Source organism: Rossellomorea oryzaecorticis, assembly GCF_038405515.1.
Lineage (GTDB): Bacteria > Bacillota > Bacilli > Bacillales > Bacillaceae_B > Rossellomorea > Rossellomorea oryzaecorticis_A.
In genome coordinates this window covers 1-632 of the sequence record NZ_JBBYAF010000101.1, presented here as the reverse complement: position 1 = coordinate 632, position 632 = coordinate 1, and the positions used below count along the sequence as shown (strand labels likewise).

The window sequence follows — 632 nt, the reverse complement described above, 5'->3', positions numbered from 1 at the left end:
GCTTTCGCAAAAATCTCTGGTCTGGTAGTTCAGTTGGTTAGAATGCCTGCCTGTCACGCAGGAGGTCGCGGGTTCGAGTCCCGTCCAGACCGCCACTTTTAATTACATAGTGTGGCTCAGTAGCTCAGTTGGTAGAGCAATGGACTGAAAATCCATGTGTCGGCGGTTCGATTCCGTCCTGAGCCACCATTTTTAATTTATATCATAATATACATGGCGATTGTGGCGAAGTGGTTAACGCACCGGATTGTGGTTCCGGCATTCGTGGGTTCGATTCCCATCAGTCGCCCCATTTATATTGCGGGTGTAGTTTAATGGTAAAACCTCAGCCTTCCAAGCTGATGTCGTGGGTTCGATTCCCATCACCCGCTCCATGGGCCTATAGCTCAGCTGGTTAGAGCGCACGCCTGATAAGCGTGAGGTCGGTGGTTCGAGTCCACTTAGGCCCACCATCTTAATATTCCGCAGTAGCTCAGTGGTAGAGCTATCGGCTGTTAACCGATCGGTCGCAAGTTCGAATCTTGCCTGCGGAGCCAAATGGAGAAGTACTCAAGTGGCTGAAGAGGCGCCCCTGCTAAGGGTGTAGGTCGGGCAACTGGCGCGAGGGTTCAAATCCCTCCTTCTCCGCCATC

General features: G+C 52.2%; 7 tRNA genes. All 7 read left to right on the top strand.

Annotated elements, in window-relative coordinates:
* Positions 1-18 precede the first annotated feature (18 nt).
* A tRNA-Asp gene (locus tag AAEO50_RS21235) sits at positions 19-95 on the top strand.
* 18 nt (positions 96-113) lie between these two features.
* Positions 114-189 (top strand) — tRNA-Phe (locus AAEO50_RS21230).
* A 27-nt stretch (positions 190-216) separates the two neighbouring features.
* Positions 217-292: transfer RNA gene (locus tag AAEO50_RS21225), tRNA-His, on the top strand.
* Positions 293-300: 8 nt separating this feature from the next.
* Positions 301-374: transfer RNA gene (locus AAEO50_RS21220), tRNA-Gly, on the top strand.
* 1 nt (position 375) lies between these two features.
* Positions 376-452: transfer RNA gene (locus tag AAEO50_RS21215), tRNA-Ile, on the top strand.
* 9 nt (positions 453-461) lie between these two features.
* Positions 462-536: transfer RNA gene (locus AAEO50_RS21210), tRNA-Asn, on the top strand.
* 3 nt (positions 537-539) lie between these two features.
* A tRNA-Ser gene (locus AAEO50_RS21205) sits at positions 540-630 on the top strand.
* Positions 631-632 lie beyond the last annotated feature (2 nt).